Genomic DNA, 24,090 nt, shown 5'->3' on the forward strand with positions numbered 1-24,090 from the left:
AAGGATCAATAAGTGCCTGGTACCATCCAAAAAATAGGATGGTGCCTGGTACATTTTTGGGAATTTAGGTTCAGTCCCCCAGTACGGCAAAGCTTTACATCACCGGGGGACTGAACCTTTTTCTGATTCTGTAAACGCTAACGAGAAGGAATGACTTCTTAAGTTATAACGAATACTAGTGCTGCAGATATAATTCAAAAAGGGAGTGCTAGTCATGCGTGCTGTTGTTATCAATGAGTATGGCAGTAAAGATGTGTTGGTCGAGCAGGAGCTGCCGAAACCAGAAATTAAAGCTAACCAAGTCCTTGTTGAGGTGTATGCAACCTCCATTAATCCTGTTGATTGGAAGCTTCGTGCAGGTTACTTGAAGCAAATGCTTGATTGGTCATTCCCAATTATCCTTGGCTGGGATGTAGCTGGTAAAATCGTTGAAGTGGGAAGTGAGGTTAAATCTTATCAGGTAGGGGATGAAATTTTTGCGCGTCCAGATACTACCGCTAAAGGTACTTATGCCGAATTTACGGCTGTAGATGAGGAATTGCTTGCGAAAAAGCCTAGCAATCTGACATTTGAGAAAGCAGCCTCCATTCCATTAGCCGGTTTAACCGCTTGGCAGTGTTTAGTGGACAATACAAAAGTTAAACAAGGAGATAAAGTACTCATCCACGCCGGAGCTGGTGGTGTAGGGAGTTTGGCCGTTCAAATGGCTAAACATTTAGGTGCCTATGTCGCAACAACCGCAAGTGAACAGAATGAGGCCTATGTAAAAGAGCTGGGAGCAGATGAATTCATTAACTACCGTACGCAGCGCTTTGAAGAAGAATTAAGTGATTATGATGTGGTCATTGATACAATGGGCGGCGACATTTTAAATAAAAGTTTCCAAGTATTAAAGCCTGGCGGCAGACTAGTAACGATAGCCGGACAACCCGATCCAGCAATAGCAGAAAAGCTTCAAGTCATGGCAAGCTCCTATTGGTTAACGCCAAATGGTAAACAGCTGGGTGAATTAGGAGAATTACTTGAAAAAGGGATTCTTAGGCCTCAAGTGGGTAGTATATTTGGCTTTTCTGTAGAAGAGTTACAAAAAGCACATGAACTAAGTGAAACACATCATGCCAAAGGGAAGATTGTCATTAAAGTGAAATAATTAACAGGAATACGGGGACAGAAATAATATACACGACAAGATTTTAAAGAATTTTCATTTCTACTATAGTTCGACCCTGACAAACCGGTATCTTTAGTTAGATAGAACACCCGCAAACACTGGCTTTTTAATATTTGTGGTGTTTTTAGTTTTCACTTAATACCTATTGTTCTTAGAGGATTTATTTTCTATTAATAAATCTTCTAACCTATATGTAGTGACCGGATATATTTGATTGTCATTGTATCTCCAACCCCTTTAAAATATATTGTGCCAGGCATCATCCAAAAAATAGGATAGTGGGAATGAAAAATTCGGGTTTAATTATTGCCATTAATAAGGACAAAGAAGCTCCTATCTTTCAGAACTGTCATTATGGAATTGTTGGTGATGCCTTTGAGATCGTTCCTATCCTAATCGAACAGTTTAAGCATGCACTTTCTAGTGATAAGGTGATGAAGTAAGTTAAGTCTGAATTATTACCATTATTCCTCTGTCCATCGTGAGTGAATTCTTCCATGAGGCTTCTGCTAGCGTGTAGCCTTTCGGATTAACAATATTTGTTTAACCTACAAAGACCTTAAAAAATTTCATTTAATCGCTTAACACTTTTTCTTTACTTCACTAAGGAGTAAAGCTTTTTTTTATCAAAAAGCTGCGTAAAACCCCTAGCTTTAGATATAGGGATATAAGCTGTATTTTTGTTTTTTATTTACGTTAGAATCGAGTGATTTCACTATACATATTAGTATAATCTCTGATATAATTAATACATATAGAACATATGTTTCTTTGTGATAAGGAGGTGAAGGCTATGTATTGTTCTTATAAAGTGCAAATCCATCCTGAACATGATTTATTCAATTACTGTGATTCGCTGTGTTTTAAAGCTAAAAATTTGTATAACATCACCAATTACTATATTCGTCAGATTTACACATCATTAAGAAAAGAAATAAGAAATGAAAATCAACTTCAAGTGTTAATGGATATTGAAACCTATTTGCCCCAAATGAATGAAATTCGCCTTAAAAGCTTTGCAAAGGCAAAAGCAAAACCTAAGAAAGCAGACAAAAACGGCAAAATAAATGAACCAAAATTGAAACTTTTCGAAATGCCAACCCAAGAGAAATCATTCATGGGATATTTCTTTTTGGAAGCACTATTTAAGGTAATGAAACAAATTGATTATACCTCAATGCCCTCACAGTCCAATCAACAAACGATGAAGAAAGTATATGATGATTGGAAAAGCTATTTTGAAGCCTCTAAGAAGTATAAAATCCATCCTGAAGGCTTTTCCGGTAAACCGAAAATTCCAAAATATAAACCGAAGAACGGTCGCACAACTTGCTATTTAACGAATCAAATTACTGAAATAAAAGAGGGTATATTGAAATTACCAGGTACTTCTCTTTCATTAACCTTGGGAAAAATCGCTCATTTTGAAGGGAATTTACAACAGATTCGGATTGTACCGTCTTACGGTCGCTATGTAATAGAGATTATTTTTAAAGATGAATCAGAAAAGGAAATCAAACGAAAGGATAAACAAAAAAATGAATTTGTGTTCACTCCAAGTCGGATAATGGGTATTGATCTAGGTGTCGATAACCTAGCAACTATCGTCGATAACACGGGGCTATGGCCTCTGCTTATCAAGGGCACAGGGTTAAAATCGACCAATCAATATTATAACAAATTAAGAGCTAAATACATGTGCATTATAAGAAATGGGAAAGGACCCAAAGAAGGGATATTTACCACGGATCGGTTGATTTCCTTGGATCGAAAAAGAAATAATCGCATCATGAACTTTTTACATAAAGCCAGCGCGAAAGTGGTGGAGATTGCCATAGAAAGAACCATTGATACCATCATCATAGGAAGAAATATCGGTTGGAAATTGGAGGTCGAAATGAAAAAATCTAAAAAACAAACCTTCATCCAAATTCCGCATGCCACGTTCATTGAAATGATTCGCTACAAGGCTGAACGTCAAGGTATTCAGGTCATTGACCGTGAAGAGAGCTATACGAGCAAGTCTAGTTTTTTGGACAATGATCCGATTCCAACCTTTGGAGAGGGTACCGATACTGAGTTTAGTGGGTATCGGTGCAGTAGAGCTTTTTACAAAATAAAAGGCTCGAAAGTGATCATTCATGCCGATGTTAATGGCGCCTTTAATATTGTTCGAAAATATGTAAAGGATGCCTTTGAAGGACTAGAGAGAAGACAGTTCCTTCAAGCCCCAAAGAAAATCAACATAATGGAGAAAAAACATGCAAAGCTGAAGGCATCAGCCTGATGTACTAGCGGGACTTGTGGTAGCCCACGTAAAGACAATGGGCTGTAAGGCCTATTCTTTCGAAACCCCTAACTTTAGTTATGGGGATACTCATGCTATAATTAGTACCAGATAATATCACTTACTAGTAGGTTTTGGTCCTGTTAAACAAAATTAATACGACGCCTAAACAGGAGATAATACTATGTTTATAAATACTAAATTAAAGTCACAAAGAGTCTCTTCCTATTTTAAGTCACTGGGTATCAAAAACTGCTTCACCAAAGAAGACTTCTGGAGGCACGTAACCGAGGTTGACTCCTTCTTGGCTAAGGAACTCCAACCCATTATGGAGCGCAAACTAAAAGGGAATCTTTATGAAGTGAAAAACCGAACACTGCCCTTCAGTTTGGCAATAGAATCATGGACGATGAATTTCCATCAGTCTTTGCTCAACTGGATCAGTCAGCAAACTCATTTAAAGCCGAAGCGGATTTTGGAAATTGGTTGTGATAATGGTTTGCTGTCTTGTTGGTTCGCCTCGATTTTTCCAGATGGGGAGATCGTTGGCATTGAACAGTGTGGAAATGGGATTCAATGTGCACAGCAGTTGGCAATAAAGCAAGAGCTTCATAACGTGAGTTTTTACCAAATGGATTTTATGGAGATAACTGAGCACTTTTCCCTAAATTCTTTTGATTTAATCATTTCATCACGGACCTTTCATGAGATTATGGGGCCAATCATGATTTCAAACTATTGGTCACTAATAGAGTACATGAAGGAGAATCCAACCTATGGGGACAGTCGTTATTTAGAAATAGTCCATCGTTTGTTAACGGAGGATGGATTGTATCTCTCTTGTGAACAATTGAAAAATTCCGCAGATCTCGGAAGGTGGGCGAATGTGCTTCAGGAAGCGGGTTTCCATATTCAATGGGATGACAGTGGTACCATCGTATACCATGAAATAGGAGTAGATAGGCTGTCTCCTGTGATTGTGGCGACAAAAAGGGAGACCAGTCTTGAAACTTTGAAAGGTATGGAACACCTATATACGAAAGGTTCCCCACTTGTATTTGAGGAAGGTAGGTCCTATAAAGGAGGAACAGCGGAGTTTGCTTATCAACAGCTGGGGGAGAAAACATTCTTCACAGGGATTCAATTGAAAGTGATGAACCATTGGCATGTGTTTCGACTTGAGCTTTGGGAGACAGATAGGTTTTTGCTTGTCTATAACTATGGAAATATGGGGTATCATGAATTGGATATTTTACCTGCCTGCGCATATGAGGGGGCACACCGGTTGATGGAGGAGGCGGTTGGAAAGTTCGGTCACCTTGGTCCGCTTGTTTGGTATCAAAACCTGGATGAACGACCAGAATAGCAGCTAATTAGTTTCAAGCCAATAGTGTCAGCACTATTCGCTTTTTTTTTACACATAGGTGATGACAGGCACCAACCCTTTTTTTTCTCATATACATGAAAAGATTTATTGATAAAAGAAAGGGGGAGGCTGCATTGTACCCAAATGATTCTTACCAGCCTTTCTATCCATATAACTATGACTACAGACAAGGACTATTTCATAAAATTCTTGCTTGTTATCAGCAAAAGCGCTGGATCAGATTATCCTTCCGAGATGGAACAACTGTTGAAGGTTTTATCAAGAACTATAATCCTTTAAGGGGAGTATTAATTTACGTTTCGATGCAAAAGAATGTAATTTCTTGTGAAGGTGTAAGGGTGGATTCTCTTCAAAAAGCAAAGAATTGCATGGGCAAAAGGTCCACATTGTCACTTCCCAATAATATTAGCCTATCTTTTACCATAGATGGTGTTGACCAATCTCAAAATATTGCTGGATGGGTGAACATAAATGAACTTATGTCGGTATCTGGACAGGTAGTTGATGCAAATTGTATTTAGGTGGGATGGACATGTAACATAAAAATTTCAATCATCGAAAAAAGGAAGCACATGGAACGTGTGCTTCCTTTTGTATTTACGCCCTTAAAACTCTACTTATGATTCTAGAAGATGAGGAAGCATACTTTTTGGTTCATTTAAGTACCGTATCATAATCAAAAAATGGTTAGTTCTTAAGCAGTTTGTTGTTTATTTCTTCTAGTTTGTTCAACCTTCTTATTTGATTTTGATTTTGATTTTTTTGATTTAGACACTCTGAAGAATAGGATTAATCCTGCAGTAAACATAAGAGTCCACACAAGTGCAAAGGTATTACCGCTAAAATAGATTCCTACTATAGGGATAAACAGTAATACGATACTTTTTAAATAGTAATTTACTTTAGGGTTTATGGCCATCAATACTGAAATAGCAACCAGCAGCGAAGGGATGAGGTGATTACCCAAAAAGGCATGATTTATATAATTTACATAGAAGTAATAGCCAAAGGATCCTATAATGGCAACTAAGGAAAGATAAAATCGTATCATCGGATTCTTATAAAAGAGAATCCAAACGGCAATAAAATTTATTCCTGCACAAATGCCAGCTACATATAATATCTGAGTAAAATTACTTATAGGATTTCTTGTAAAGTCCATAATATATTTGAAGTTATAACAGACTACTCCTATTACAAGGATTTTAAAGAGAAGTTTTACCCAAGACAGTTTCAATTTCTTTTTCTTTTTTGACAATCGGAACCTAGATAATGAGTTTCCTCCCGATTTGCTTGCATTAACTGTGTTTTTCTTTTTCCTACCTAAAAAATATTTTTGAAATCCGCTATCAACTAGTTCCTCATCAGCTTCAAATCTACTAGTGTAATCGCTTGTATTATCTTCTTGGTCATTGCCTTTTTCAATATGTTGTTCTGACGCAGAATTAAAGTCCAATTTTATATTCACCTCAAGTATTTTTTTATATTATACCTTATTTTAATATAAGTAATGATTACAAGCTCCTTTTTATATCACCACAGCTTTTGTTGATTAAAAAAATAGGAAGTGATAAAGGAGGGGGGCTGCACTCGTTAGATTTCTTCCATATTCACAAATGGCAGGTTTGTGTCTAGTTCCCCATTGATTCGTGTGATGTTGATATTTTCTCCCTTAAGCCATTGGTCAAAGTCAAAAATCAGTGGCAGCTTGTCTCCGCCCAGGGCTAGCCATGCTTTCATTTCTTTAGGAAGGTAGGCTGCAGTATGTATGGTCCCTGCCCATGCTCCATATTTTTTAGAGAAAACGCCCTTGTCTGTATCGTTCATCATTCGAAATGCCTTATATGGATTGGTAGTGCTGCTTTCCTGTCTTTCCATCGCCTGTAATCGTTGCAGAGAGTCATCCAGCCGGAAGCGATTTTCATGTTTTAGCTCATTAAAATGATTGGTACAGAAATTAGCCTGATGGATTGCTATTTCTCTGGGAGAGGCCTCAACGACGATGGACTCACCACGTTGATCCAACAAGACATAGTTAAACGAGCGGCGATGTGGAATTTCTTTTAGTAGTGAAATAGCTTGATCTACATTGGCACAATTTTCTAAGATAATCCTGCCAATCATATTACAAATAAATCCGTCATCTGACCTTACACGATTAACTAAGTTATAACCCATCGCTAATCCTTTTTCATTGATCCCATCTGTACGTCCGGTGATTTGCATGGAGGGACCAAAGACAGCATAGCCCTGATCAGTAGGTTGATAGAGAACATAACGCCCTTCATAGGAGAGCGGGTCATTATCATAGTTTCGAATCATGTAATCAGTGTCTGTGAAAATGGAGCACCCACTTTTTCCGTATTCAAGATAATAGCCGCCAAATTCCCTAACGGCATCTGCCATTTCCATTTTTAAAGAATCTGCCAATCCATTTAGCTCATCCCAAATGCGGGGAGCGAACTGTAGAATTATCCTTTTGACTACCATTTCATCTGTTATAAAATTCCGCAATTTGGATTTGGAACCCCATTGTTTTTTACGGTTTTGCAAAATGAGAGAATCCTTTAATAGCTCGCCCTGCCTATACCCAAAATCATAATGATTTCCGCGAAACTGAATGATTTCACTAAATACGCTTTTCACATCTATTCCCCATTTATCATACGATTAAGGAAATTCTACTGGATGAAGGAAAGAAATGCAAAATGCATGCTTTTGAAGTCAGACCCCCAATTTTGTCTGACCTCCCAAGGGAATAGACTTTCATGATTTCCGCTTTTTATCAGAAGAAATTGTCACCGACGTAACGGAATATCAAAACAGAGTTTGTGTAAATAAAAAAAACTGAAAGCCCGTGGACTCTCAGTTTCCTTTTTCAGATAGTAGAAATTTGGCAATTTCTATGTTTCTCTTGTAAATCAAATTTGTCAAAACGTACTCTTAAAATGGTCCTTCATAAAGATGATTAAGCCCAATGTTTAAGTTTAGAGGTCTTCCCGATTCCTGGGTTGAAGCTGTTGGTTGGGTCGCCTTTTCTGTAGTGATCAACCAGTGATGGTGCGGCTTCATAGAGATGACCGACATTATGCTCCGCTGGATAAATCGCACCGCGCGCATCCAAAAGCCCCAGCATTTTTTTCTTCAAGGCATGCGCATCGACCCCTTTTTTCAAGATGTAGTCCTGATGCAGCACGTGGCAAAGGAAATGTCCGTAGTAAAGCTTATGCTCAATCTGGCTCGAGATTTCCTCAGGCAGCGCTTCAAACCAATCCATATCATTGCGCCTTAAAGCGATATCAAGTGCCAAAATATCTTCGACTTTGTCTTGATGCACCTCCTGGAAGCGAATGGCAGCGCCCGCCGCTACAAACCGATGTAAGAACGCATCCGCTCCTTCTTTTGGCGTACAAACAAAGAATTCACCCTCAGCTTCTTTAAAAAGCTCCTTCAGATAAGTCTCCGCCTCAACGCTGCCTTCGCCTGACATTTTGAGCATCAGATGGTGCTCATACTTTTCGCGAAATTCTTCCATTCTTTTTGGCAAATGGTTTGGGAAAAGATAGCTGAGTTTTTGCAAGATACGGTCAGGTAGATAAGGCTTGAAAATTTTCATTTGGTCCAAAATCCGCTCTGCATTCGCTTTTAAGCCAAATAAGAAAGGCAAACGGTCTGTTCCCAGTTTATTGATGACAATGAATGAATCCTTGCCATATTTTTTGGCGATGTCGTAGATTTCACGGTGCATGTATTCGCCAGCGACAGGTAGATTTTTGAACTCCGATAGTGCTTTTCTCCGAATCAATTCTAGCACGCTTGGTGTATTGGTTCCGATGTAAAAGACCTTTTCGTTTTGTTCCTTCGGGAAAGTATCGAGCCGCACAGCGAACACGGCAACTTTGCCAGCAGAACCTGAAGATTCATAGAGCTGATTAGGGTCGGCATTGTATCTAGCTGGGCTATCTGCCTCAATGTCACGCACGCGCGTTTGATAAGTATGATCATGTCCGTGTTTTGGGGATTCTGGGACAGCATTTGGGTCGAAATTTCTAGCATCAAGATTGGCAATAATTTGCTCAGGCGTATCGCCTAAGTCGATCCCAAGATGATTTACCAGCTGTAGCTCGCCATTTTCATCAATACTGGCAAAAAGCGACAGCTCTGTATAGGCGGGGCCGCGTTTGACGAGTGAGCCGCCCGAGTTATTGCAAATCCCACCGATGGCTGACGCACCGAGACAAGACGAGCCAATCACAGAGTGTGGCTCTCGCCCGAGCGGTTTCAACGCACTTTCAAGTGAATAGAGCGTTGTACCCGGAAAGGCCAAGACTTGTTTGCCTTGGTTGATCAACTGGAGGTGATCCATCCGTGTGGTTGACACAATGATGACCTCACGATCATAGCCGCCTGCAGGAATTGATCCTTCTGTCAAACTTGTATTTGATGCTTGCATAATGATGATTTTGTCAAATTTAACAGCCGTTTTAAGGACTTGCCAGAGCTCTGTCAAAGTTCCTGGCTTAACAACAGCTAATGCATCCCCGCGTCCCGAGCGGTAGCCTTTGCGATAACGTAAGGTTTTTGAGGGATTGGTAATTATATATTTACGATCTAAAATCGCTTCTAGTGCTTTGATAACCGAATTTTCCATTCTTCTGCCTCCTAAATATGAAAAGTATTGCTCGTAAAAGGATTTGTGATTTTGTGAGCGATTACATTTTCACGTGATACATAAACTTTTGCTATTACTCTACTAATATAATAAATCTAAAATAATAACATATCAACTAGAAAAATGTGTTTAACCTAATATTTCGAAAGGGTGCCTATGGTGACGAGCTTAGTTGGTATCGAATTCCGAGTCTATTAAAGGCAACTAAATGAAGATGAAATTAAAAAAGTGGGACAACTACCAAAGGAACTTGTTATATTGTCAAAGTATTCCACTATAGGAATCGAGACTGTCCAGAAGCTATTTGATCAAATAAAGGAAAAACAACTAAATAGTAGAATTCCTGAACCTGTCACATCGCAATTGTAATGATGACCATGACAAATTAAAAGATTCCACTTATGTTTTTAATTTTAGAATAAACATAGGACTTAACAGTTTATATTTGTTTATTGGAATTATAGAATAAAGGAAGCAAGATAAAACGAATAAATAAAAGGAAGTGCTCGCCTTGGATCAAAAGTACGCAGGTCATACTTTGTTACAATCTGTTCCATTTGGAAATGAAATGTTAGCTAGCCGGTTGGTGATGGCTCCCATGACAAGAATGTTTTCACCGGAAGGGATTCCAGGAGAAAATGTTGCACAATATTATCGAAAACGTGCAGAGAATGGGATTGGGCTCATCATAACGGAAGGGACTGCTATTAATCACCCGGCTGCAGTCATGAGCCCTGATATTCCCCGTTTTTATGGTGAGGAAGCCTTAAATGGCTGGGCAAATGTGATGAATGAAGTCCACCAAGCAGGCGGAAAAATCATTCCACAATTATGGCATGTAGGTGCTGCCCGAAGAGCAGGTAGTGAACCTAATATTGATGCCTCTCCTGTCAGTCCGTCTGGATTTACGTTAAAAGGCCAAAGAAGTGAGAAAATAAAGGCTTTAACGAAAGAAGAAGTGACTGAAATGATTGATGCGTACGCTGAAGCGGCAGCAAATGCGAAGCGTATCGGCTTTGACGGAATTGAGTTGCATGGGGCACACGGATACTTAATTGATCAATTCTTTTGGGACCTAACGAACAAACGGACAGATGAGTATGGCGGAGGTATAGAAGAGCGAACAAAATTCGCAGCCGATATTGTTCGTGCTTGCCGGAAAGAAGTCGGACCTGATTTTCCCATTGTCTTCCGTTATTCACAATGGAAAGGAACCGATTATCAAGCAAAATTAGCTAAGAACTCGAATGAGCTTGAACAATTGCTTTCCCCATTGGTTGAAGCTGGTGTAGATATTTTCCACTGCTCGACCAGACGAATATGGGAACCTGAATTTAAAGAGGAAGATCCATCATTAACCTTGGCTGGCTGGACGAAACGAATAACGAAGAAACCAACGATTGCGGTCGGTTCTGTCGGAATTAACCGCGCTTTTCTGAGCAATCAGGATCATGATCAAGTAACAATAGAAGACAATCTCAAAATGGTAGATGAAAAAATCAAATCAGGTGAATTTGACTATGTAGCCGTTGGCCGTGCCATACTAGCTGATCCAGAATGGGCCGTAAAACTCAAAAATGGTCATCTGAATCAAGTAGTTCATTATACGAAGGAATCAGAGAAATACTTGATTTAATATCCGCATAAAAAGATAGAGTAGTACAAGATAAAGGCCCATCGATGAGATGGGCCTTACTTTATCCTATTTACCTGTTAAAGCTGAGTAAGCATTTGCTTCACCTTTACCAAAGTATGGATCATAACCTGGCTTTCCATAATCTAATGCAGTCTTTTCAATAAGTGCCTCCACTTGAGCTGGTTTGTAGTCTGGATGTGCAGCTTTGATGACTCCAGCGATGCCGGCTACCTTTGGCGAAGCCATGGAGGTTCCGTGGAGGTATGCATATCCTGGATGCTCCGGATCAATGGTAGTGAAATAAGGCTCTAAATAAGTTGGCCATGTTGACAACGCACGGTAGGTAAAGTCACGATCATTTAAAATACCGGTTGAAGCATATTTAGGACCGTTGTCCCCGCCAGGAGCGGCTACTGTAATAAAGCTATTTCCATAGTTTGAATAGAATGCCAATTGATCCTTCGACCATTGATTTGAGGAAGATACTGTTATGACACCCGGAACTCCACCTGGTGTTTCAATGGTAACCCCTTTAAAAATAAGGTTCGAATCACCATAATTGACATTTAAATAATCCGTTAATGATTTTTTATCCGCGTAGTTTAACGACTCATTACCGGCAGAGGCCACAAGGGTTACATTATTAGTCACTGCATATTTTACCGCTCGTTTCCAAAGGAGAACATCTGCAATATCACTATACTGAGTGCCATTGTATTCATATTTTAAATTGTCGTAGCCGCCAATAGACATATTCACAACGTCCACTTTATCTTTAGCAGCTTGAATCATTGCTTTAACAATTGGGGCAGTTGGGGCACTTCCAGAACTGTCAAATATGCGGTAAGCCATGATACCTAGATCTGGACCGACACCTTTTATTTTTCCATTACCCGCAATGGAACCAGCTACGTGTGTACCATGACCTTCACGATCTAGTACATCATTAGGGCTGCCTGTTTCAGAGTTGTCATTCCCAGTATACCCTCCTGCCGGAACGAAACTTTGACCTCCCACATAGTTGGCTTTAAGGTCAGGATGATTGGCATCAATACCTGTGTCAATAACACCGACTACAGCCTTATGAGTAACCTTTCCGTTTGCAACCGTACCGCCTGACTCAATATTAAAGGATTCTCCGTCATTGGTTAAATGACGAATATCCCATTGTGAGCCCCAGTATGTACCATCTTTATCAGGGGTAAGAGTTACAGGTTTACCGTCAGCTCCTGCTGGTTGCGCGTCGTCGAGCTTATAGTGCATTTCTACGTTTGCCGCAAGAATACTAGAATTAGATTTTAAATTGTTCAAAAAGTTAGGATTGGATGAGCGGACTTCTAATCCACCGATTTCCGGGATGGCATTTATCACTTCTCCTCCGGCATTTTTAATGTCTGTCTGGTAGGTTTTAGGTAATGATGATTGGTTGTAAGCAATGAGGTAGCTTTTAACTGGTGAAGTGGCAGATGTGTGCAGATTAAAAGATGATAGTGAGAGTGCTAAGATACTACTGGCAACAATAGCCATTCCTTTTTTTCTTTTTTTCAATAAAAAAACCTCCTAATCATATGTCTAACAGTTCTATTATAATAGATCGTCCACCTTTTAGAAATAATAACTTCTCGATAAAGAACGACACCGTTCTTGGATTTTTTTCTAATTTTGTTACAAAACCTCCTCTGGGAACAGCAAGTTAAGGACACGGCAGACATCCACTTTAAATATTTTTTTAGCACTTTGGTGTATCTTTTGCATTTTCAGACAAGATAAATACGAAGATAAAGCTCTCATATTCAAAGACAAAAAGATGGAAGAGGTTTTTGAACTCATCCGTTCCGTTGCCTCAGTAGATACTACCGTTCTTATTCTGGGTGAAACCGGTGTTGGAAAGCAAATGGTGGCAAATCAAATCCATTCCATGTCCCATCGGAGAGACAAACCATTTATCACCATTAATTGTGGGGCGATACCGGAAAATTTATTGGAAACAGAGCTATTTGGGTATGAGGAAGGTGCATTTTCCGGAACACGGAAAGGTGGGAAACTGGGACTCCTTCAAATTGCAGATAAAGGGACCATTTTTTTGGACGAGATTGGCGAACTGACACCTACATTACAAGTTAAACTGCTGCGAGTTTTACAGGAAAAAGTCATTATGAAGGTTGGGGGCACAAAAGAGCAGAAAATTGATGTAAGAATTATTACTGCTACGAATAAGGAACTGAAGAAAATGATTCTAACCGGCACTTTTCGGGAGGATCTGTACTACCGAATCAATGTCGTTCCCATCCAAATTCCCCCCTTACGGGAAAGGAGAGAGGATATCCACGCTTTATCTTATTATTTTCTAAAAAGATTCAATAAAAATTATCAAAAGTATATCCAGCTGCTGCCAAACCAGCTGGAACAATTGCTAGGCTATTCGTGGCCGGGCAACGTTAGGGAACTGGAAAATGTCATCGAAAGAATCGTCGTCCTTGAAAAACCTATCTTCTTTGAAAAAAAAGAACCGGTAGAGTCCTATTTTCATGAACAGAGTATTTTCAAAGACCAAATAACAAGTCTTACCGAAACCATGGAAAAAATAGAAAAAGATATTCTTTTAAAAACAATAGAGCACTGCTCAACAACCAGAGAAATGGCCAAACAACTCGGTGTCAACCAATCAACGATTGTCAGGAAACTGCAGAAATTCGGAATTCGCTAATCTTACTGCCATCCGTTATATGGGGAAATAAGGGATATCCGCTTGGCTGTTTGATGCATACCTGCATCAAAATCGATGCATGATGCCATCATACCGCTATCATTTTACTGAAAATTCAATCTAATGTAGCAGACTAACCAGCATTTCTTTGTTGGCATGATTCTTGCTTTTAAGATGAATAGAGAGTCAATTACTTAGTCAGGTGCATCAAAATCTTATACACAGTAAAAACAACAAAATTAAGCGCCTACAAACAGTTAATTATGAAAAAGGAAAGAATGTAAAACAAATAATGAGGTGTATGCTGTGATGAATCTAACGAAAAAAGAACTAGAAACAGAGGTCCGTGTGGGAATTGATACAGGGGGGACTTTTACGGATTGTGTTTTATGGCGGACTGGCGAGGAGCCGATTGTGGTCAAAGTGCCTTCCACTCCGTCTAACCCGGCAGAAGCAATTATCAATGGCCTCGAACTCCTCTGTCTTCAAGCTGGAATCCCATTTACAGCTGTTCATTTTCTTGTTCACGGAACAACGGTAGCCACAAATGCGATGCTGCAAGAGCAATGGGGAAAAGTAGGGCTGATAACGACCAAAGGGTTTCGTGATTCATTAGAAATTGGAACCCAGATGCGCCCGGAATTGTATCAGCTCCACCAAAGAAAGCTTCCTCCCATTGTCCCTCGAAACTTGATTTTGCCGATCATTGGTTTGTTAATCATCGGCTATGTGTGGTACAGGTTAGAATCGATAGCCAAAATCTTTGGCTTCTCTTGGGTCGTCATTGGTATTGTTTATATGTTGATTATTAATGCAAAAAATAAAAAAATACCAAATGAACTAAATAAAGGACATGATTCGAATATGTGAAAAACTGCTAGAAGAAGCTAGCACAAGGGGGTATATTGAATGAATAAAATTGTTGTATTAGGCGGTACTGGTACCATCGGGCAAATGATTGTTAAGGATTTAGTAGAAAGCGGTATGCAGGTGATTGCGGCTGATTTGAATTTGGCCAAATTAGAAGAGTTAAAGGAACAGACGAATCACCGAATCGAAATTGAATCATTAAATATTCAAGATCATGATAAAACGAAAAGGGTTTTCAACTGCTCCTGAATCAATAGACAATGATGGACATTGCACTCTTCGAGTGTTATAGTTAAATTATGGAAAAATTATATAGAATGAATGAAGCGGCAAATATATTAGGGATTACGGTTAAAACACTTCAACGGTGGGATCACTCGGGCAAGGCTGCTTTTATTCGTACGCCTAATGGTCAACGAAGACTGCCAGAAAGCGAGATTAATCGATTAAGAGGATCTTCTTTAAGAAAGAAACCTACTAAGAACCTAGTCATTTATGCCCGGGTGTCTTCACATGAACAAAAAATGGAAGGAGATTTACAGCGTCAAATTGATTTTATCAAAAGTAAAATGGATCTGGACGCATTCACAGAGGTTACGATTATAGCCGATGTAGGATCAGGTTTAAATGACAAACGGAAAGGCTTAGAAAAAGTAATGAAGCGTGCCAAGGAAGGTTTGCTTACTGACCTTGCCATTCGTTATCGAGATTCCCTGACTCGATTTGGTTTTCATTATTTGCAAACATACTTTGAGAGTCACCATGTAACTCTTAATATTCTAGATGACCAAACGAATGAAAAACCGCCTCAAGAGGAACTAGTGGAGGACTTAATTGATATCATTACCAGCTTTTCTGGGAAACTATATGGCATTCGAAGTCATAAAAATAAACTAGTGGAAGAAAAAGTAAAGGGGGTTTTGAAAGATGTTGCAAACCTACCAAACGAAACTAAAGAACATTCCCCTGCTTAACGGGCTCTCGTCGGACATGTACCTTCAGGAGTACTCGGAATATTTTGGGAGGTTGGAGCGTAAGCTGTTTGTCCAGTCTTACCAGAAGGGAATGGCCTCTTCTAGCCTCAAAAAGACCTTTCTTAAGCAATTTGGGATTACATCCCGGCAGTTCAATTCGCTAAGGATGCAGCTAGATGGAAAGGTCTCGTCTTTTATCGAAAAAAGAAAATTAGAACTTCATGAGTTGGAATCCAAAATTACGTACTTACAAAAAATCATCGACAAGAAAACCACTCAAAGAAGACAACTACTTCAAAAACTCCAGGAAATCCCGCAAACGCACCCTTCCTTTCAAAAAATCCATAAAACCTATCGAAACCTTAAATTTTACCTACATCAGAAGAAACGCAGGCTCAGAAACTTTCTACAAAAACTAGAAAAATGGAAGTCAATCAAGGAAAAGGGCAGAATTCAAATCTGTTTTGGCTCGAAGACGCTTTTCCATAAACAATTTCATTTAGAAGAAAATGGGTACAAGCATCACCAGGAATGGAGAAAGGATTGGCTCGATGCCCGAAGAGCACAATTTTTGGTTATTGGCTCCAAGGATGAAACTTTTGGGAATCAAACATGCACCTATAATATGAAGAACACCCTAAGATTACGTGTAGCGGATCACTTTATTGATAAATATGGAAAGTATATTGAGTTTCCTAACGTGACTTTTCCCTATGGTCAAGAGTGGTTAGACCTGGCGAAGATTCCTATTATGGGGTATACCCGGAGTGGAAGACCTCAAAAATACTATTCTTCGATTACGTATCGTTTGATCAAGCAGGACAAGGGATGGTATGTGAATGCAACCGTTGAAAGAGAAACACCCAAAGTGGGGACTTCGAATCTTAATGGGCTGATTGGAATCGATATAAATGCCGGATTCCTCTCCATATGTGAAATAGATCGATTTGGAAATCCCATCAAAAGTTGGACCATAAACGTGCCGATGTATAGCCGGAGAAAAGAACAGATCCTTGCATCTATGAATGATGCCATCAAGGAAATACTAGATTACGCTGTTTTAGTTCAAAAAGATGTGATGATTGAGAAGCTGGATTTTTCAAAGAAAAAGACCCAACTGCGAGAAAAGGGAAAAGCTTATGCAAGGATGCTTTCAGGATTTGCTTATTCCTCGTTTCAGAATTTAATGGAGTCGAAAGCAAAAAAGCTGGGTGTGAGAATCAAACGGGTCAATCCCGCCTATACAAGCCAAATTGGGCAGATAAAATTTATGGCACGATATGGCCTAAACTCCCATGCCGCCGCCGCTTGTATGATTGCGAGAAGAGGGTATCGTTTTAAAATAGAAAAACTGAAATATGATTCCATCCTATCCTTCCATAAGGATTTTGATAGAAATCAATCCAACCTTAGCAAGTGGAGAAGGATGACAAGCCATTGGAAAAAACACTATTCATTCCAAGATAAAATTGAATTGTTAAAAGCCGATCGATAAGAAAGTAAAATTGGAGCAACGCTTCCTCTTTACCTGCAAGGAAGAAAAGGACCACGTACTCCAATTTCTGTAAAGTTTTCTTTACCAACGTGGCTAACAGCCTTTCTAGAGTACTGAAAGGTATCCTGTATCGTGCTTTTCTTATTGAAAAACATGGTATTGAGACGGAAACGATAAAGTAAATTGTGGTTGAAAGACTCTGATTTTACGGATGTTTCCATTCTAGAATTAGGGCGTGATTCCCTATAGTGATTCGCAAAAAGCTCTGTTCGTTTTGCGTGCTAAATGGAAAATTACTTCCTTTAGAACACATGGATTTTTCTTTGTACATGAATGTCTATGTTTTTAGGAACGGTTTTGTCAAAAGGGAAGGTTTGCATTAATGCTACCAATTATATTTTTAATATGGATGTCATGAGAGCAGCGGCGGCTGTCGGGGTCAGTGTCCTTGACCTTGGGGGTCTCTATAAGCTGACAAAAGAGCAGTTGAAGCTAGATCAACTAATGAAAGATGCCAATATCCTGTCCATTGTTGGAATGGGGTCTGATCCGGGTACTTCAAATATTTTTAGTCGATATGGGGTGGATCTACTAGATTCAGCAGAAGAAATCCATATTCGGTATGGATCCTCGTCTTCAGGTGTAACCTTTCCATTTGCTATCGATACGATTATCGATGAAGCAACAAAAAATGCTGTGGCGGTTCAAGAGGGAACTGTCCTTGAAATCCCTCCGCTCGCCGATGAAGAGCTTACGTTTTTTCATGAAGACGTCGGAGCACAAAAAACCTATTCCATTATTCATTCAGAATTGGCTACATTGCCTGACAGCTTTCCGGAATTAAAGACCATCACTTACAAGGATTCTTGGGATCCAGCCACGATTGAAAAAATAAAAACCCTGCATTCTTTAGGACTCTTACAGACCGAACCAATAGAAGTTTTAGGAGAGAATGTTTCGCCTCGGAGGCAAATTGTTTCCCTTTTGCAAAAGCTGTTAGTCGTGAAAGAAGAACCAATTTGGGGGAAAGATTCATTGCTTGTTGAGGTAAAAGGCTGGAAGAATGGAAATAAAGCTTCCGTGAAATTAGAATTACTGACAGACTATCAGCCAAAATGGAAGGCCAGCGCCACTCAATACGCGACAGCCATCCCAGCCTCCATCGTGGCCCAAATGATCATCAACGGTGAGGTGACGGAAACAGGAGTAAAACCACCTGAAACATGTATTGATCCAAAAACATTCCTAGCCTATCTGAATCAAAAAAATGTCAACCTGCATATTACCTACACCGAAACCGTTACACCAAACCGTGAAACAGCTAACTGGCAAGCGCCTAGATTTGTGGAAACCGAACATTGACAGACTCACACAGGTTGAGAATTTTGAGGTCAGTCCCCCGGTGCATTAAAGCGTTACTTCACCAGGGACTGGCCTCATTTCTCTGAAAAGGTGCCTGATCCCCCGGATATTCCATTAATTACATAGTTACTTTTCAAGGTGTCTGCCTTTGGATTAATAGATTTACGTTTTAACTACCATACAATACACTACCTATTTGACGTCAGAATCTGATCATCAGACCACTTCATTAAATAATTAAAGACTGCCATACTAAAAGCATTATAGCCTTCTGCCGTTAAATGGATGCCGTCCTCGCTGATTAAATTAATCGAGTCACCGGCTTTTTTAATAGCTGTTCTAACATCAATTTTTGGTACCTTTAACTCATCTGCCAATTTATTTAAATGGTAGTTATACATTCCATGCCAGTGTTGAATACCCCCTAATTTACCAATCCAGTTTCCAATAGAAGGGCTATATTGGGTGGAAATGGTCTGATAATATCTGACTGGGTCTAATGGTGGCAGGGTAGCTATGATTGGGATAATACCACTATCTCGCATTTTTTTAACAATTTCACTGATATTCGCTAAATACCGTTGGAGTGAAACGATAGCTTGATGTTCCTCCTTGGGTTTTTCAATAATTTCATTCCAGTTAAAATTGCAGTCGTTTCCGCCAACTTCAATTATCGTATAATCGGGATGTTCATTTAGTACATCCTTTTCTAGTCTTGATAACATTAAATCAGAGTTATCATTAAAAACTCCTTTGTTAATAACGGTAACATCATTTTCTTCCTGCTGATTAAATAACTCTTGCAAGAAAGCAGGATAGTTTTCCTTCAGAATTCGCAATCTCCCTTTTACTACGGAAACCCCACGAGTTAAACTATCGCCAAAACAAATAATTTTCATTCATATCACCATTCTTGGGCGGATTTTTCTTTTAATATAACATCTTCATAAAATGAAGAATAATTACATTTGTCATCTTTTTGATAAAAATTAAAAAGGGGAGTGACTTATTGTCACATTTTCACTTTTCTAATATAAAAAAAATTTATGATAGTTTATAAATAAACAATATTTTTTTAATTCAATAAATTATGATAACTTTTAAATAACACCATTAATAAGCTTATTAATTGAGAAAAAGTAACAGAGGGGAAACGGGGGAAAAAAGATGAAAAGGGGAGGGAATTACCATGAGTAGAACAATTGGGCTTAATATTGCCAATCGTATGGATCGTTTACCTATTTCTTCAGTCCATAAGAGAGTAATTTTTACTTTAGCCATTGCTTATTTTTTTGAATTCGCAGATTTGAATACGTTTTCATATGCAGCACCTGCAATAATGAAACAGTGGAATTTGCCAATGAATGTTATTGCAACCATTAACGCCAGTGCTTTCTTCGGAATGTTTTTGGGGGCTACCTTAGGCGGCGTGCTTGGCGATAAAGCTGGAAGAAAGAAAGCTATTACTATTGGATTAGTACTATTATCTATATTTTCAGGGCTGAATGCGCTTGCTTGGGATGTATGGTCACTGTCAATTTTTAGATTTATAACAGGGATGGCTGCTTCAGCTTTATTGGTGAATGCTAATACTTACATCATTGAATTCTTCCCAAAAGCTGTTCGTGGTAAGTATCAAGGATTAGCGGTAGGAATTGGTATTACTGGTATCCCTATTACGAGTTATGTTGCTAGTTTGGTAGTTCCAATGGGGGATTTTGGCTGGAGACTTGTATTCATATGGGGAGCGTTGGGGATCTTCGCTTTATTCGGTATCGTAAAATTGTTTGAAATACCACGTTGGTATGAAATGAAGGGACAAGTAAGTAAAGCGAAAGCAACCATTGAACAAATTGAAAAAAGCATTGCAAGTGAAAAAGGTCCTTTAGCTAAGCCAGATCCGGAAGTTTCAGTTGCTCGTGTAACTACAGGTAAAATGTCTGATGTTTTCAAGGGAATTTACCGTAAACGTACAACCATTCTAATTGCAGTTTGGATTCTTCAAACAATTGCATTCTATGGATTTGGATCATGGGTTCCAACTCTATTGGTAAATCAAGGAATTGATATCTCGAAGACCTTACTTTATAGCACATTAATTACCTTAGGGGCTCCATTAGGCGCATTTACGGGTGCACTGATTTCGGACCGCTTTGAGAGAAAAACAAATATTATTGCTGCCAGCTTATTCCTTGCCATTGCCGTGTTCTTATTCGGGGCCACATTAAATCCAGTTATGATCGTTATCTTTGGCTTTCTTATTAACTATATCGAAAGAACCTTCTCATCAAATTTATATACTTATACATCAGAACTCTACGGAACAGAAGTGCGTTCTTTTGGACAAGGAATGACTTATGGAATCGGCCGTGCTTCCAATATTATCGGACCATTTATTATTAGTTTTATATACACAGGATTTGGATACTTTAACGTATTTATCCTGATATCCCTTGTTTGGGTTTTAACAGCTGTAGCTATATTCTTTGGCCCACGTACTTCTAAGAGAAGTCTCGAAGAAATCAACGGGACACAATCGAATGAAAAATTCCCACAATCATCCAATCTTTAGTCTGAAAAAAACGGCACTCTAAGGGGTGTCTTTTCCATTTTCAGTAATAAATATTAGGTTTTCTGAATTCTCAAAAGATGGAGTTAAAACAAGTATCTAGTATCAGTTTCTTTTTTTTTAATTTTTATACTAGTCTTAAACTTTTTTATATCACTCATAATCTATCATAAGTTAAATTTATGGACTTATATAAAATTTTAATATTTTTTTTATTCATAATATTATATTAAAGTTATATTAAAGGCTGATACATCACGAAAGGGGATTTAATAATGGAGACGGATGTTTTAGTAGTCGGTGGCGGGAACGCTGCTCTCGCTGCTGCACTATCAGCTCGCGATCAAGGGGTAGAGGTGCTGGTAATTGAAAGGGCTCCTAAATTTTATCGCGGCGGTAATAGCAGACTAACCCGGGACTATAGGGTAATGAATTTACAAGAGAATGAATATATGACTGGTAAGTATCCTGAGGAAGAATTCTTGGAGGATTTAAGGCGTGTTGCTGGGGGGGAAATCAATGAACCTATTGCAAGATTAGTTGTGCGTAAATCCGAGGAACTTCCCTACTGGCTTAACAAGCAGGGAATTCAATGGCAGCCGGCCCTTTCTGGGACCCTTCATTTAGGAAGAACGAATATCTTCCAGCTTGGCGGCGGTAAGGCTGTAATGAATTCGTACTATCAAACGGCTAAAGCAAAAGGGGTAGAAGTCTGGTACGATTCAATGCTTGAAGATATAGAAATAAGTGGCACTAAGTTCAAGGCTGCTAAAGTTCGCAGGAATAACCAGATTGAGACAATCAAAGCAAAAACGATCATATTTGCTGCTGGCGGTTTTGAAGCAAATATAGAATGGCACAAACGTTATTGGGGAGATGCTGCTGAGAATTTTATCATTCGTGGTACCCCATATAATCAGGGGAATGTTCTTGAGATGCTTCTAAATAAAGGTGCAGCACAGATAGGAGAACCCGATGCGTTTCATGCTGTTGCGGTTGATGGCAGGGCTCCAAAGTTTGACGGAGGAATTGTCACCCGGCTTGACAGTGTTCCATTTGGAATCGTTTTAAATAAGAATGGTGAGAGATTCTACGATGAAGGAGAAGACTTCTGGCCGAAACGATATGCTATTTGGGGAGGACTGATTGCCCGGCAGCCAGATCAAGTGGCTTACTCGATTATTGACAGTCAGACACTTGAAAAATTCATGCCTTCGGTATTCGAACCAGTTTCTGCAGGAACAATCGAAGAGTTGGCGGAAAAACTGGGTCTTAACCCTAAAGAAGTTGCTAAGACAGTTAAAGACTTTAACAAGGCCGTTCGTCCGGGAACGTTTAATCCAGGTGAATTAGACGACTGTAAAACAGAAGGATTAACGCCGGTAAAAAGCCATTGGGCGGTAAGGATTGATAAGCCTCCATTTTATGCTTATCCACTGAAGACTGGAATTACATTCACATACCTTTCAGTAGCAGTAAACGAGCAAGCAAGGATCAAGTGGAAGGATGGAAGCCTCTGTGACAATATGTTTGCAGCAGGAGAAATGGCAGCAGGAAATGTACTGCGTCGTGGGTATCTAGCTGGTTTTGGACTCACAATGGGTGCAGTTTTAGGAAGAATCGCAGGGGAGGAAGCAGCAAATGCAGTCAAAAGAGCTACTAGATGATGGAAAACGACAAATGAGATTATGTAATTCATGTCGCTACTGTGAGGGATACTGCGCCGTATGGCAATCTATTGAGTGGCGCCGGGATTTCACAGATAATGATATGACTTATTTGGCCAATCTGTGCCATGATTGCCGGGACTGCTACCATGCATGTCCATTTACCACACCGCATGAATTTGGCATTAATCCGCCAAAACTGTTTGCGGAATTGCGTGAAGATACCTATCGAAAATATGCAAGCCCGAGAATATTTGCCAAGCTACTCGGGGAAAAACGAAGTGGCTTTTGGGTTGCATTATTCTTTGGCATCATTTTAATGTTAGCTTTAATTTTGGGAACCAACGGAACTTCTGGACTTTTAGAAGCGCAAGTAGGAACAGGAGCTTTTTATAAGTCCATGTCAGAAGCTGCCATGATTATTGTTTTCTTGGCTTTAGGAATTTGGATGGTTGGCGGCTGGTTGATCGGAATGAGCAGATTCTGGAAGGACATTAAGTCGGCTAAGTCTGAAAAAATCATTGGAAAAGATATTGTGACTGGTACAAAATATGCACTCAGCCTTCGTTATTTGGGAGGAGAAGGTTCAGGTTGTAATTATCCAACCGAGGAGCCTTCTACTATTCGACGTAAGTTTCACCATTTTGTATCTTATGGTTTTATGCTAGATCTTGCTTCGACAGCATTAGGGGCATTTTACGCACATGTATTACACATTCCTGCTCCATATCCTGTGTACCATCCAGTAGTAATTCTGGGAACCTTAGGCGGCCTTGGAATTATTATTGGAACGATTGGACTGTTGGTACTTAAAGCAAAAAGCGATCCTGAAGTCTCCGACGAAAAAGCAGCAAAGTCAGGAACTTCATTTATTGTTTCATTACTAGTTGTTGCAGTGACAGGGATGATCTTGTTGCTGGCTCGTGAAACAGCAGCAATGGGGATTTTGTTGGCCATCCATTTAGGAAGTGTTGCAGCGTTATTCTTCACTGCTCCTTATACTAAATTTGCACACTTTGTCTATCGTTATTTAGCTCTTATCCGTTATGCACAAGAAGAGCGCATTGCAAAACAGCCTGTTCAAGAAGAAGTGAAAGTTGGAAAACAGCCTGTAACGCCAGGTGCAACGGTTGTGGGCAAACATTGATAAAATTATGTTTAAGCTAAAGATTATGAATAAACATAGCAATGCTAGGATTTGGTAGTTTAATATGTTCGGATTTACTCATAAAAGGGCTTTCGGTTAGTTTTCCGGAGCCCTTTTTATTATTCAAGGCAAAAACTCATTTTGCG

Annotated in this window: 19 protein-coding genes and 1 pseudogene; 15 read left to right on the forward strand and 5 right to left on the reverse strand. The window is 39.3% G+C overall.

The window, feature by feature from the left end:
• The first annotated feature begins 214 nt into the window (after positions 1–214).
• The 5 genes and pseudogenes from RCG22_RS01415 to RCG22_RS01435 all read left to right on the forward strand — a co-directional run bounded on the left by RCG22_RS01415 (position 215) and on the right by RCG22_RS01435 (position 5,366).
• Positions 215–1,150, forward strand: a complete 936-nt coding sequence (locus RCG22_RS01415; RefSeq protein ID WP_308105403.1) for an NADP-dependent oxidoreductase — start codon at positions 215–217, stop codon at positions 1,148–1,150.
• A gap of 296 nt (positions 1,151–1,446) precedes the next feature.
• Positions 1,447–1,614: pseudogene (locus tag RCG22_RS01420) on the forward strand (electron transfer flavoprotein subunit alpha); the annotation flags it as partial.
• 350 nt (positions 1,615–1,964) lie between these two features.
• A complete protein-coding gene (locus tag RCG22_RS01425) occupies positions 1,965–3,458 on the forward strand; it encodes an RNA-guided endonuclease InsQ/TnpB family protein (RefSeq protein ID WP_308105404.1) in 1,494 nt (497 codons plus the stop codon).
• A gap of 184 nt (positions 3,459–3,642) precedes the next feature.
• Positions 3,643–4,824 (forward strand): methyltransferase domain-containing protein, encoded by a 1,182-nt coding sequence (locus tag RCG22_RS01430; protein ID WP_308105405.1) that lies wholly within the window; start codon positions 3,643–3,645, stop codon positions 4,822–4,824.
• Between the two features lie 134 nt (positions 4,825–4,958).
• Positions 4,959–5,366, forward strand: a complete 408-nt coding sequence (locus RCG22_RS01435; protein WP_308105406.1) for a hypothetical protein — start codon at positions 4,959–4,961, stop codon at positions 5,364–5,366.
• A gap of 173 nt (positions 5,367–5,539) precedes the next feature.
• On the opposite strand, the gene RCG22_RS01440 is transcribed toward RCG22_RS01435, so the two are convergent.
• From RCG22_RS01440 to dld, 3 genes are all read right to left on the reverse strand, one after another.
• Positions 5,540–6,301: a hypothetical protein gene (locus RCG22_RS01440; RefSeq protein ID WP_308105407.1), complete on the reverse strand. Its 762-nt coding sequence runs from the start codon at positions 6,299–6,301 to the stop codon at positions 5,540–5,542.
• 137 nt (positions 6,302–6,438) lie between these two features.
• Entirely contained in the window at positions 6,439–7,491 is a 1,053-nt protein-coding gene (locus tag RCG22_RS01445) for a C45 family autoproteolytic acyltransferase/hydrolase (protein ID WP_308105408.1), read from the reverse strand.
• A gap of 322 nt (positions 7,492–7,813) precedes the next feature.
• Complete coding sequence (dld, locus tag RCG22_RS01450) at positions 7,814–9,496, reverse strand: D-lactate dehydrogenase (protein ID WP_308105409.1); 1,683 nt, start codon at positions 9,494–9,496, stop codon at positions 7,814–7,816.
• A gap of 532 nt (positions 9,497–10,028) precedes the next feature.
• Between dld and RCG22_RS01455 the strand changes: the two genes are divergently transcribed.
• On the forward strand, positions 10,029–11,153 hold the full coding sequence (locus RCG22_RS01455) for an NADH:flavin oxidoreductase (protein ID WP_308105410.1): 1,125 nt from the start codon (positions 10,029–10,031) through the stop codon (positions 11,151–11,153).
• 66 nt (positions 11,154–11,219) lie between these two features.
• On the opposite strand, the gene RCG22_RS01460 is transcribed toward RCG22_RS01455, so the two are convergent.
• Positions 11,220–12,701 carry a S8 family serine peptidase gene (locus RCG22_RS01460; protein ID WP_308105411.1) on the reverse strand — a complete coding sequence of 494 codons (1,482 nt, stop codon included), beginning with the start codon at positions 12,699–12,701 and terminating at the stop codon, positions 11,220–11,222.
• Between the two features lie 241 nt (positions 12,702–12,942).
• Between RCG22_RS01460 and RCG22_RS01465 the strand changes: the two genes are divergently transcribed.
• The 6 genes from RCG22_RS01465 to RCG22_RS01490 all read left to right on the forward strand — a co-directional run bounded on the left by RCG22_RS01465 (position 12,943) and on the right by RCG22_RS01490 (position 18,561).
• Positions 12,943–13,860: a sigma-54 interaction domain-containing protein gene (locus RCG22_RS01465; protein WP_308107060.1), complete on the forward strand. Its 918-nt coding sequence runs from the start codon at positions 12,943–12,945 to the stop codon at positions 13,858–13,860.
• A gap of 309 nt (positions 13,861–14,169) precedes the next feature.
• A complete protein-coding gene (locus tag RCG22_RS01470) occupies positions 14,170–14,730 on the forward strand; it encodes a hydantoinase/oxoprolinase N-terminal domain-containing protein (RefSeq protein WP_308105412.1) in 561 nt (186 codons plus the stop codon).
• A gap of 39 nt (positions 14,731–14,769) precedes the next feature.
• Positions 14,770–14,979, forward strand: a complete 210-nt coding sequence (locus RCG22_RS01475) for an SDR family NAD(P)-dependent oxidoreductase (protein ID WP_308105413.1) — start codon at positions 14,770–14,772, stop codon at positions 14,977–14,979.
• A 50-nt stretch (positions 14,980–15,029) separates the two neighbouring features.
• Positions 15,030–15,704, forward strand: coding sequence for an IS607 family transposase (locus tag RCG22_RS01480; protein WP_308105414.1), 675 nt, complete (start codon positions 15,030–15,032; stop codon positions 15,702–15,704).
• Positions 15,658–17,199, forward strand: coding sequence for an IS200/IS605 family accessory protein TnpB-related protein (locus tag RCG22_RS01485; protein ID WP_308105415.1), 1,542 nt, complete (start codon positions 15,658–15,660; stop codon positions 17,197–17,199). Before RCG22_RS01480 ends, RCG22_RS01485 begins: the two co-directional genes overlap by 47 nt.
• Positions 17,200–17,532: 333 nt before the next feature.
• The gene (locus RCG22_RS01490) at positions 17,533–18,561 is read left to right on the forward strand and encodes a saccharopine dehydrogenase family protein (protein WP_308105416.1); all 1,029 of its coding nucleotides are present in this window, start codon (positions 17,533–17,535) and stop codon (positions 18,559–18,561) included.
• Positions 18,562–18,749: 188 nt separating this feature from the next.
• On the opposite strand, the gene RCG22_RS01495 is transcribed toward RCG22_RS01490, so the two are convergent.
• The gene (locus RCG22_RS01495) at positions 18,750–19,460 is read right to left on the reverse strand and encodes an SGNH/GDSL hydrolase family protein (protein ID WP_098259826.1); all 711 of its coding nucleotides are present in this window, start codon (positions 19,458–19,460) and stop codon (positions 18,750–18,752) included.
• A gap of 290 nt (positions 19,461–19,750) precedes the next feature.
• Between RCG22_RS01495 and RCG22_RS01500 the strand changes: the two genes are divergently transcribed.
• The 3 genes from RCG22_RS01500 to tcuB all read left to right on the forward strand — a co-directional run bounded on the left by RCG22_RS01500 (position 19,751) and on the right by tcuB (position 23,944).
• Positions 19,751–21,133: an MFS transporter gene (locus tag RCG22_RS01500; RefSeq protein ID WP_308105417.1), complete on the forward strand. Its 1,383-nt coding sequence runs from the start codon at positions 19,751–19,753 to the stop codon at positions 21,131–21,133.
• A gap of 272 nt (positions 21,134–21,405) precedes the next feature.
• Positions 21,406–22,797 (forward strand): FAD-dependent tricarballylate dehydrogenase TcuA, encoded by a 1,392-nt coding sequence (gene tcuA, locus RCG22_RS01505; protein WP_308105418.1) that lies wholly within the window; start codon positions 21,406–21,408, stop codon positions 22,795–22,797.
• Positions 22,772–23,944 (forward strand): tricarballylate utilization 4Fe-4S protein TcuB, encoded by a 1,173-nt coding sequence (gene tcuB, locus RCG22_RS01510; protein WP_308105419.1) that lies wholly within the window; start codon positions 22,772–22,774, stop codon positions 23,942–23,944. The genes tcuA and tcuB overlap by 26 nt, the downstream gene beginning before the upstream one ends.
• The last annotated feature ends 146 nt before the right edge of the window (positions 23,945–24,090 follow it).

Source organism: Neobacillus nitrireducens (assembly GCF_030915405.1).
Lineage (GTDB): Bacteria > Bacillota > Bacilli > Bacillales > Cytobacillaceae > Neobacillus.

Excerpts from the sequence above, each read along its gene's own strand:
- RCG22_RS01425 (WP_308105404.1), top strand. The coding sequence starts at position 1,965 with ATGTATTGTTCTTATAAAGTGCAAATCCATCCTGAACATGATTTATTC.
- RCG22_RS01500 (WP_308105417.1), top strand. The coding sequence starts at position 19,751 with ATGAGTAGAACAATTGGGCTTAATATTGCCAATCGTATGGATCGTTTA.
- tcuB (WP_308105419.1), top strand. The coding sequence starts at position 22,772 with ATGCAGTCAAAAGAGCTACTAGATGATGGAAAACGACAAATGAGATTA.
- RCG22_RS01490 (WP_308105416.1), top strand. The coding sequence starts at position 17,533 with ATGTCTATGTTTTTAGGAACGGTTTTGTCAAAAGGGAAGGTTTGCATT.
- dld (WP_308105409.1), bottom strand. The coding sequence starts at position 9,496 with ATGGAAAATTCGGTTATCAAAGCACTAGAAGCGATTTTAGATCGTAAA.
- RCG22_RS01430 (WP_308105405.1), top strand. The coding sequence starts at position 3,643 with ATGTTTATAAATACTAAATTAAAGTCACAAAGAGTCTCTTCCTATTTT.
- RCG22_RS01470 (WP_308105412.1), top strand. The coding sequence starts at position 14,170 with ATGAATCTAACGAAAAAAGAACTAGAAACAGAGGTCCGTGTGGGAATT.
- RCG22_RS01475 (WP_308105413.1), top strand. The coding sequence starts at position 14,770 with ATGAATAAAATTGTTGTATTAGGCGGTACTGGTACCATCGGGCAAATG.
- RCG22_RS01480 (WP_308105414.1), top strand. The coding sequence starts at position 15,030 with ATGGAAAAATTATATAGAATGAATGAAGCGGCAAATATATTAGGGATT.
- RCG22_RS01415 (WP_308105403.1), top strand. The coding sequence starts at position 215 with ATGCGTGCTGTTGTTATCAATGAGTATGGCAGTAAAGATGTGTTGGTC.
- tcuA (WP_308105418.1), top strand. The coding sequence starts at position 21,406 with ATGGAGACGGATGTTTTAGTAGTCGGTGGCGGGAACGCTGCTCTCGCT.
- RCG22_RS01485 (WP_308105415.1), top strand. The coding sequence starts at position 15,658 with ATGTTGCAAACCTACCAAACGAAACTAAAGAACATTCCCCTGCTTAAC.
- RCG22_RS01495 (WP_098259826.1), bottom strand. The coding sequence starts at position 19,460 with ATGAAAATTATTTGTTTTGGCGATAGTTTAACTCGTGGGGTTTCCGTA.